At 73.0% G+C, this 9619-nt stretch carries 5 protein-coding genes; 1 reads left to right on the top strand and 4 read right to left on the bottom strand.

Annotated elements, in window-relative coordinates; all coding sequences use genetic code 11:
• The first annotated feature begins 609 nt into the window (after positions 1-609).
• Positions 610-1380, top strand: coding sequence for a helix-turn-helix domain-containing protein (locus tag Cco03nite_RS36465; RefSeq protein WP_203698579.1), 771 nt, complete (start codon positions 610-612; stop codon positions 1378-1380).
• Between the two features lie 123 nt (positions 1381-1503).
• Here Cco03nite_RS36465 and Cco03nite_RS36460 read toward each other — a convergent pair whose 3' ends face one another.
• From Cco03nite_RS36460 to Cco03nite_RS36445, 4 genes are read right to left on the bottom strand one after another with little or no spacing between them, the layout of a single operon-like run.
• Positions 1504-2865 (bottom strand): cytochrome P450, encoded by a 1362-nt coding sequence (locus tag Cco03nite_RS36460; RefSeq protein ID WP_203698578.1) that lies wholly within the window; start codon positions 2863-2865, stop codon positions 1504-1506.
• Positions 2862-3383: a flavin reductase family protein gene (locus Cco03nite_RS36455; RefSeq protein WP_203698582.1), complete on the bottom strand. Its 522-nt coding sequence runs from the start codon at positions 3381-3383 to the stop codon at positions 2862-2864. The genes Cco03nite_RS36460 and Cco03nite_RS36455 overlap by 4 nt, the downstream gene beginning before the upstream one ends.
• A gap of 27 nt (positions 3384-3410) precedes the next feature.
• On the bottom strand, positions 3411-3851 hold the full coding sequence (locus Cco03nite_RS36450) for an acyl-CoA thioesterase (protein ID WP_203698577.1): 441 nt from the start codon (positions 3849-3851) through the stop codon (positions 3411-3413).
• Complete coding sequence (locus tag Cco03nite_RS36445) at positions 3851-9619, bottom strand: type I polyketide synthase (protein ID WP_203698576.1); 5769 nt, start codon at positions 9617-9619, stop codon at positions 3851-3853. The genes Cco03nite_RS36450 and Cco03nite_RS36445 overlap by 1 nt, the downstream gene beginning before the upstream one ends.

The following is a 9619-nucleotide window of genomic DNA, read 5'->3' as shown; positions in this document are numbered from 1 at the left end:
CCGCCGCGAGACCGCGCGCCGTCGCGGCGGGCGGGCGCCGCGTTGCCCGAAACATCGTTGCGTACGCGAATAACTACGGTGCGCAACGTCGGGAGAGCGCTCACCGACGCAGTTCAGCGGGTGTCCCGACGCCCGCCGACGAGGTGGCGAAGCCGTGCCGACGATTGCATTGAGTGACCGTAATGGATAGTGAATAGTGCCAACCGTGCCTCTCCAAATAGTTGCTTACTTGGCCGGGAAGCTACTGCCGAGTCACATTGAACTCGCAGGTGGGGGGCACTGTACGACGCCCGTTCGCGCCCGCTGAACGATCTCTGTCGCACACGTTACGAGATGCGTGTTGTCCCGTGGATCACTTCTCCCTAACATCGACTTCGGTCACCCCCACCGGATGGCCGACGTGGGAATCCACCGCACGGACGGCACCACCGGCCATGTGGGAACGTTCCCCGCAGACGCACTCCAGAACCGTTCAGCACGACGACGAATGCCGGACGCACCGACGCGGTCGCGCCTATCACAGGCGTGCCCGAAAGGCATTCGACGACCCGCGCCGAACGGTTTCTTGATAGCGCCGCATGCTTCAACCCGAGGAGGCAGTGAGGTCCCATGAACACCCAGGCGGAAAGTGCTGTCGAGCGTGTCATCGCCGTGATGCGCGACAATCTGGAAGACCAATTGACGATAGACGACATGGCCCGCGTAGCGATGTTCAGCAAGTTCCATTTCTCGCGGATGTTCCAGCGGGTCACCGGTCTCTCGCCCGGACGGTTCCTGTCCGCGCTGCGCCTTCAGCAGGCCAAACAACTGCTGGTCACGACGTCGTTCAACGTCTCCGACATCAGCCTGCGGGTGGGCTACACCAGCGTCGGCACGTTCAGCACCCGGTTCACCCGCAGCGTCGGGCTGTCCCCTACGATCTACCGCCGCCGGCACGGGATCACCCCCGAGATCCAGACCGGTGGGGCGTACGTGCCGCCCGGCAAGCTGGCCACGGTGCGGGGGATCGTCCGCCCGCACGACCCGGACCGGCGGGAGAGCATCTTCCTCGGCCTGTTCCGCGACCGCCTGCCCGAGGGCAAACCGATCGCCTGCGCGGTGATGCAGGAGCCGGGGCCCTATCTGCTGGAGAACGTGCCACCGGGGATGTGGCACCTGCTCGCCCATTCGGTGCCCGTCGACACGGCCAGGCCCGACAGCGCCGACCGGCAGGTGTGCGTGGCCTCCCTGGGCCCGGTCACGGTCAGCCGCGAGGCGACCGTCGAAGGCGCCGACGTACAGCTCAAGCCGGCCCGTGCCCTAGACCCGCCGGTCCTGATGGCTCTGCTCGACGTCCGCACGGCCGCGCTGGCGCGCGTCAGCGCCTCCGGCGCCGCCTGAAGCCCCTTCCCGCATCAGCCCCCGCCCGCCCGGCGGGGGTTTCGTCTGCGGCGCGCCGGATGCGCCCCGGACACGCCGACGGGCTCGTGCCCGAGTGGACACGAGCCCGTAGCCGCGGCCGGTTCAGCCGGCCGGCTCGACGGTCATCGGCAGGCCGCCGCGCACGCGCAGCGACAGCATCGGCTCAGCCACCACCTGGCGGCCCGGGGCCAGGGTGAGGCGCAGGTCGCGAGCCAGCATGGCGACCACGAACGTCGCCTCCATCATGCCCAGGTGGTTGCCGACGCAGAAGCGCGGGCCGGCGCCGAACGGGATGTAGGCGTACCTCGGCCGATCCGACGGCAGCGTCGGGTCGAACCGCGACGGGTCGAACCGGTCCGGCTCGTCCCAGAACCCCGGATGCCGATGGAGCGTGTACGGGCTGATCAGCACATCGGCGCCGGCTGGCACGCGGTAGCCGCCGATCACGTCCTCCGCCAGCGACTTGCGCGGCAGCAGCCACACCGGCGGGTAGAGCCGCATCACCTCCTCCACCACCATCGCCGTGTACCGCAGGCCGGCCAGGTCCTCGTACCGCGGCAGCCGGTCCCCGAGCACCGACACCGCCTCCTCGCGCAGCCGCTCCCGCACCTGCGGATGCCGGTCGATGAGGTAGAGCGTCCAGCTCAGCGTGCTGGCCGTGGTCTCGTGCCCGGCCAGCAGGAGGGTCACCAGCTCGTCACGCAGCCGCACCCGCCCCACCGCCGGATCGGCCTCCTGGTCCGTGGACACGATCAGGCGCGACAGGACGTCGTCCCGGTCGGCGACGCGGCTGCGCCGGCGGCGCACCAGCTCGTCGACCACGAGCTCCAGGTCCCGGCGGGCCCGCCGGAAACGCAGCTGGTGCGGCAGCGGCAACCAGGTCGGCACCGCGCTGAGCGTCTCCAGCTCGAACATCGCCTGGTCCTGCACCACCCCGAACATGGCGCCGATGCCGTCGAACTCGCCCAGGTCGGCGTCGAGCAGCGTACGGCCCAGCACGCCCAGCGTCAGGCCGGTCATCTCCTGCACCACGTCGACCGGGCCGCGGCCCTGGTAGGCCCGCAGCCGCTCGACGAGCGCGGCCCCCTCCTGCGCGAGCGCGCCGGCCTGGGCCGCGATCCGCTTGCTCTGGAACGCCGGCTGGATGACCCGGCGCTGCTTGCGCCACAGCTCGCCCTCGCTGGTCAGCAGCCCGTCGCCCAGCGCGCGCCGGGCGTGGACCAGGCCGATGCCCTTGTGGTAGTTGGCCGCGTTGTCGGCCAGCACGTGCTTGGCGTGGTCGGGGTGGTTGAAGAAGTAGAGCGTCTTCGGGCCGACCGGCAGCTTGGCGGCGTCGCCGTACTCCTGCGCGGCGATGGTCAGCATCGCCAGCCGGTCGCGGTTCATGATCGCCAGCTGGCGCAGCGAGTCCGTGCGCGGGGGGCCGGGCGGCGCCGGCAGGCGCCGCCCCAACGACGTGGTCATGTGGTGGCCTCGCTCCGTTCGGATTCGACCTGCCGGAACCGGCCGTTCAGGAACAGCAGCGCCTGGTCGTCGGCGCAGCGGTGCAGCGAGACCGGCTCGGCCAGGAATATCGTGTGGTCCCCGCCCTCGTAGGTGCGCCGCACCACGCACTCGAAGTGCGCCAGCGCCCCGACGAGCAGGGGCGCCCCGGTGAGCTGGCCGCTCTGGCACGCCACCCCCGCGAACTGCTCCGGCCCCAGCGGCCGGTTGCGGTCGGCGAAGTAGCTGGCCAGATGCCCCTGGTCGGCCGCGAGCACCGAGACGCCGAAGCTGCCCTGGTCGCAGAGGACGGCGTGCATGACCGCCTCACGGCCGACGCAGATGAGCACCAGCGGCGGGTCCAGCGATACGGTGGTGAACGAGTTGGCGGTCATGCCGTGCGGCGTGTCGCCGCCGACGGTCACGACGGTGACGCCGGTGGCGAACGTCCCGAAGGCACGCCGCAGCACTCTGGTGTCCCCGGGTTCCCCGCGGATCATCAATCGGGTGTCCACGTGCGTCTCCGATCACACTCGTGCGGCCGCGAGCTGGTATGGCTCCAGCGCGCGGATCAGCGGCTGCGGGACCCGGGCCGGCACCGTGCGCGTGTTGGGCCCGCGCATGCAGGCCACCCGCTGCCCGCCCCGGGCGATGAGCGTCTCGCCGTGCGGGTCGAGGCGCACGTAGTCGAACCCGAACTGGATCTGCGTCTGCGCCAGCTCGATCAGCCGCATCCGGATCGACAGCTCGTCGAAGGCGGTGATCTCGGCGAAGAACTCGCAGTCGACCTTGAGGGTGAACAGCTTCAGGTCGTCCTGGAGGTCGGCCAGCACCTCGGGGGCACGGTCCTTGAGGAACATCTCCCGGCAGCGGCCCTGCCAGCGCAGGTAGTTCACGTAGTACACGTTGCCGACGATGTTGGTCTCCTCGAAGCCGACCGTGTGCAGGTATTCGAAGTAGTTGTCCATCAGTTGCGCCCTTCGGTGAGGATGGCCAGCACGACCGGGTCCGCCCACCCGCGCAGGGTGCAGACGAAGGTGGCGATCCGCAGCTCGCCGTAGGAGAAGAGGGTCCAGCCGGGGCGTGGCGACGGCCGCAGGGTCAGCGGACCCTGGGCCGGCTGCCCGGCCTTCTGCAGGCACTCCATCGCCGCCCACACCCGGGTCGAGGCCGTGTCGGCGTCCTCGTCGAGGGATTGGCCGACCAGCCGGGCCAGGGTCGCGTGCGAGCCGAGCAGCCCCTGCCAGTCCGCCTCGGCGCGGGCCCGCACCGGCTCGACGTCGCAGCCCAGCGAGCCGGAGCCGGTCACCGCGAGGGTGATCCCGGCACCGTGGGCGCTGGACGCGGCGTCGCTCTCGACGATCTCCGGGCGGCCGTCGGGCCGGTACGCGACGGCGACCGGGCCGGCGTGCGCCCGGCTCAGCGCCAGCGCGGTCGCCGCCCGCCGCCGGGCGAGGTGGTCGTCGCCGGTGACCGGGCCGTCCGGCTCCACCACCACCGCGACCTGGGCGCCGACCAGGTCCTGCAGGGAGCGCTCCAGGAACGGCCCGACCAGCGGCTCGCTCCAGGGGCCCCGCCCGTCGTTCTTGCGCACGGCGCGCAGCCGCAGGCCCTCCCAGCGCTCCAGCACCCGCCCGGACTCGTCGCGCAGGGCGAGGTCGTAGACGTAGGTGTCGCCGTCGCGCGAGCGCTCGACGGCCGTGTACCGCAGCACCGCGGCGTCGAACATCGCGTCACCGGCGGGGACGACCCGGTCGATGCCCTGCGGCAGCAGCGTCGCGTCGGGCACGCACACCTGGTTGCCGTGCATCATCGCGTCGCGTACGCCGGGGTCGCCGAGCAGCAGGGTGGCGGGCAGGTAGTCGGCGAACCAGCCCGTGGCGCGGTCGGCGGCCAGGCCGGCGTCGACCCGCCGGGCCGCCGCGTGGTGGTAGTGGCGCAGCCGCTGGAAGCGCCGCCCCTGGAACAGCACCGGGCCGTAGAGGTCGGTCTGCGGGTCCAGCACCACCGGCGGCAGGCCGTCGACCTGCCCCGGCGAGCCGTCGCCGGGTTCCGGCACGGTCAGCCGCAGCCTGGCGCGGAAGTGGTCGGCGGCGAAGCCGGTCTCCTCGCTGTGGATCGCGACCTCGACGGTGTCCGCTCCGGTCACCACGGCGGCGATCCGGATCCGGGTGCTGCCGCCGGGCGGCACCACGATCGGGCGCAGGAACTGCGCCTGCTCCACCACCGGCGCGGTATGCCGGCCGGTGACCGCCGCCGCGGCCTGCGCCATGGCCTCCATGCCGAAGACCGCGGGGAACAGCAGGTTCCCGTCGAGCCGGTGGTCGGCCAGGTACAGGTCGGTGCCCTCGCTCAGCTCCACCTCCGACACCAGCTCCACGCCGTGGTAGCGCACGAGGGGCCGCTCCACGAACCGCAGCAGCGGCAGCTCGGGCAGGTCGTAGCGAACTGTGTCGATTCCTTCGGTGCGCCCGCTGATCACGGTGACGGCGGGGGCGTCGGGGTCGGCCAGCAGCCGCCGCAGGATCGCGATGCCCTGCTCGGGGGTGACCGGTGTGACGCCGTCGCGGGTCAGCGACTCCACGACCGACAGGCGCTCGCCCATGCCGACACCGGACCAGACCGACCATTCCAGGCACAGGCTCCGGCAGTTCGGGAACTCCCGTCCCACCTGGACGGTCAGGTCCGCGAGCCACTCGTTGGCGGTGGCGTAGTGCGCCTCGCCGCGCAGGCCCGCCCGCCCGATGATGCTGCCGAGCGTCACCAGCAGTTTCAGGCGCTCCGGCTCGACCGCGGCCAGCACCGCGCGCAGCCCGGACACCTTGGGCGCGAACGTCGACCGGACGGCGGCCATGTCGACCCCGGTCAGCGCGGCCGGTTCGTTGCGCCCCGCGCCGTGCAGCACGGCGGTGACCGGGCCGAGGTCCTCGGCGATCCGGTGCACCGCCTCGGCGACCGCGGCGGTGTCGGTCACATCGGCGCGGGCGTACGCGACCCGGATGCCCAGGGCCCGCATGCGCTCCAGGTTGGCCGCGAGCTCGGCGTCGTGGGCCGGGTCGGAGCGGCCCAGCAGGCCCAGCGCCGCGCCGCTGTCGACGGCCATGGCCAGCGCGCACTCGGCGGTGATGCCCTTGCCGCCGCCGGTGACCAGCAGCACGTCGGAGTCGTCGAGCGCGGCTGCGGTGCGGTCTGCTTCGATCGGCAGCGCCCGCAGGGTCGGCACCCGCCGCACACCCTGCTCGTCGTAGTACGCCTCGGCGAAGCGGGCCGTGGCGGCCACCTCGGCGACCACCTGGTCGACGGCTTCCGGCCGGGCCGGCACGTGCACGATGGTGGTACGCAGGTGCGGTGCCTCCAGCTGCAGCGTCTTGGCCAGTCCGGCCGCGCCCCGGTCATGCTGGACCAGGACGAACCGGGTGTCGCCGCCGCCGGCCAGCGCCGCCTTCGCGCCCTGCAGCGCCAGCTCGAGGTGCTGCTCGGCGCACTGCTCGGGCAGGCAGACCAGTACGCCGGCACCGAGCCCGGACCGCTCCAGCGCCCGGCGCAGCGACCCGGCGAACGGGCTGCGTTCCTCCGCGAAGACCTGCCACTGCCCGCCTTCCTCGACCGCGGCGCGTGCCGGTCGGGGCTGCTCGACCAGGTCCAGCGCCCAGGCCCTGGCCCAGGGCGCCGCGCCGGCGACGAGCCGCTGCGGCGCGGCGTCGCCGGGCCGGGCGGTCTGCGCCAGCTCGTCCAGGGCGACGGCCAGCTCGGACACCGTGGCGGTGGCGAAGTTGGTCGGCGCCTGGGCCGCGGGCACGCCGAGCCGCCCGGCGACCTCGTTGACGATCTGCCCGACGGTGATGGAGCTCAGGTGCAGGTCGTCGAGCAGCCTGCTGTCCTGCCGGACCAGGTCCAGCGGCAGCTCCGCCCGCGCGGCGGCGAGCCGGCGCAGCAGGTCCAGCCCGGACTCGCCCTCGACGGCCTGCGCCGCTGCGGGCGCCGCCACGGCCGTGCGAGGGCCGGCCGAGGCCACGGCGATGTCGGGAGCCGACTCGCACGGGCTGGCGAAGAACCTGAACTCCGCCCCGACCTGCAGCGGGCGCACCACCCGGCCCTGGAACAGCGCCGCGTCGACGCCGGCGGCGCCGAGCACGTACGCGGCCGCGACCACGCGCAGCACACCGGCCAGCGACTCGTCGTCGGTGTCCAGCGCGACGGCGGGCACGTCGGTGGCGGCGGCGGCCAGCCCGCTGAGCACCCGGCCCGGCCCGACCTCGACGAACAGGTCGACGTCCTTGGCCGCGCGGGTCACCGCCTGGTTGAAAAGGACCGGGTCGGTGATCTGCCGGTGCAGCAGCGCCCGCACGTCGGTGTCGGCGGCGAGGATGTCGCCGGTGACGGTGGAGACCACGCGCCGGCCGACCGAGGAGAACCGCCGCGCCGCCAGCTCCTGGCCGAACGCGTCGGCGGCGGGGGCGACCAGCGGCGAGTGGAACGCGTGCGACACGGACAGCCGGGTGGCCGACAGGCCGTGCTCACGGGCCCGGGTGCACACCTCCTCGACGCCCTCGACGGTGCCCGTCACCACGGTCTGGTGCGGGCCGTTGTAGCCGCCGACCACCACGGGCAGCCCGGTGACCAGCTGGTCCACCAGTTCAGGGCCCGCGCCGATGCTCGCCATCGTGCCCGACGAGCTGTGCCGGCTCATCGTCGCGCCGCGTACGGCCGCCACGTCGAGCAGGGTCTGCTCGTCCATCGCCCCGGCCCACTGCAGCGCGGTGATCTCGCCGAGGCTGTGGCCGACGGCGACGCTCGCCTCCAGGCCGAGCGCGGACAGCACCCGCAGACCGGCGAGCGAACCCGTCACGATGCGCGGCTGTGCCACCTCGGTGGCCACGGCGTCGGCGCCGACGGGCAGCGCCGCCCGCAGGTAGGTCTCGTCCGCCTCGGCGAAGCGCCGGCGCATCGCACCGCCGCTGACGCCGCGCCCGGAACCCTGGCCGGGCAGCAGGAAACCGATCCGGCCGGGCCCGCTGACGTGGCCGAGGAAGCTGCGCCCGTCTGCGGCGATCATCGTGGTCTCGCCCGAGTCGAGCTTGGCGATCAGCCCCTCCAGCCGCGCGGTCGCGTCCTCGGGTGAGGTGACGACCACCGCGGCGCGGTATGGCAGCTCGCGCAGCTCCTGGTGCAGCGTCGCGGCCAGGTCGGCGAGCTGCGCGTACGCGATGGTGGGCACGAACCCGGCCAGCTGCGTCAGCCTGTCGCGCAGCTCGCCCGTCGAGGCGGCGTCGACCACGAGCAGCTCGGTGTCCTGCAGCGAGGCGGCCAGCGCCCGGGTGCGGGTGTCCAGTGTGGCCCGGCGGCGGGCGCCGGTGCTCTCCAGCACGATGTGGGTGTTGATGCCGCCGAAGCCCATCGCGGTGATCCCGGCCCGGGTGGGCGCGTTGGCGGGGAACGGCTCGGCCTTGCGCAGCACGCGCAGCTGGGCGCCGTCCGTGCCGAGCAGCTCGTGCGGGTCCACGCAGCCGATCGCGGGCGGGAGCACGTGCTGGTGCACGGCCATGGCGGCCTTGATGAGCCCGGCCACGCCGGCCGCGGCCTTGGTGTGGCCGATCATGCCCTTGATGGAGCTGATCGCCGCGGGGGCGGTCGCGCCGGCCGCCTCCCGGGCCAGCGACAGCGCCTTGAGCTCGGTGGCGTCGCCGACGGCGGTGCCCGTGCCGTGGCCCTCGAACAGGTTGACGGTGTCGATGCCGAACCCGGCCCGCTCGTAGGCCCGCCGCAGCGCGAGCTGGTAGCCGCTGACCTCGGGCCGGGTGATGCCGCCCTTGCCGTCGGAGGAGATGCCCCAGCCGGCGATCGTGGCGTACACGCGGTGCCCGGCCGCGCGGGCCTCGTCCTCGCGCATCAGCACCACCATGCCGCAGCCCTCGCCGGGCCAGAACCCGTTGGAGCCCTTGTCGTAGACCTTCATCTCGCCGGTGGCCAGCGCGCCGGTCTTGGCGAAACCGATGATCTCGAATGGGTCGATGGACAGGTCCACGCCGCCCGCCACCACGACGTCCAGCTCGCCGTCGATCAGGCCCTTGCAGGCGGTGGCGACCGACAGCAGCGACGAGGAGCACGCGCCGTCGACGGTGTAGCCGCCGCCCTTGAGGTCGAAGTGGTTGCAGATCCGCCCGGCGATGGTGTTCGACAGGCCGCCGGCCAGCGTGTCCTCGTCGATCTCGGGGAACGGGCTCTTGAAGGTGGCCTCGAAGTCGTCCAGGAACGTGCCGAGCTGGTCGTCGTCCCAGTCCTGCTCCTTGAGCGCGGCGGCGACCATCCGCCGCACGAAGGGCCAGCGCAGCCGCAGCTGGTTGGCGCGGGAGAACTCGCCGGTCAGGCTGTTGCCGACGATGACGCCGGTGCGCTCGCGGGGCAGGCCCTCGGCCATCGGGAAACCGGCGTCGGCCAGGGCCATGGCGGCCACGTCCAGGGCCAGCCAGTGGGTCAGGTCGGTGGAGCGGTACGTGCTGCCGGCCACCTTGTAGGCGATCCGGTCGAACTCGTACCCCTCGATGACGGCGGCGTTGCGGGCGTAGAAGCGGTCCGGCACGGACGGGTCGGCGTCGTAGTAGTCCGCCAGCCGCATCCGCACGTCGGGCAGCCGGCGGAAGGCACGGCGGCCGGAGACCGCGTTCTCCCACAGCTGCCGGGGGGAGGCCGCGTCCGGATACCGGCAGGCCATGCCTACTATGGCGATTCTGGTCAT

It is taken from the genome of Catellatospora coxensis, from assembly GCF_016862635.1.
GTDB lineage: Bacteria > Actinomycetota > Actinomycetes > Mycobacteriales > Micromonosporaceae > Catellatospora > Catellatospora coxensis.
Note: the sequence above shows the minus strand (reverse complement) of the source record. Positions and strands in the feature narration are given on the sequence as shown.

What these genes read in the sequence shown, in the direction of transcription:
- Cco03nite_RS36455 (WP_203698582.1), bottom strand. Translation starts at nt 3,383, where the DNA reads ATGATCCGCGGGGAACCCGGGGACACCAGAGTGCTGCGGCGTGCCTTC.
- Cco03nite_RS36450 (WP_203698577.1), bottom strand. Translation starts at nt 3,851, where the DNA reads ATGGACAACTACTTCGAATACCTGCACACGGTCGGCTTCGAGGAGACC.
- Cco03nite_RS36460 (WP_203698578.1), bottom strand. Translation starts at nt 2,865, where the DNA reads ATGACCACGTCGTTGGGGCGGCGCCTGCCGGCGCCGCCCGGCCCCCCG.
- Cco03nite_RS36445 (WP_203698576.1), bottom strand. Translation starts at nt 9,619, where the DNA reads ATGACCAGAATCGCCATAGTAGGCATGGCCTGCCGGTATCCGGACGCG.
- Cco03nite_RS36465 (WP_203698579.1), top strand. Translation starts at nt 610, where the DNA reads ATGAACACCCAGGCGGAAAGTGCTGTCGAGCGTGTCATCGCCGTGATG.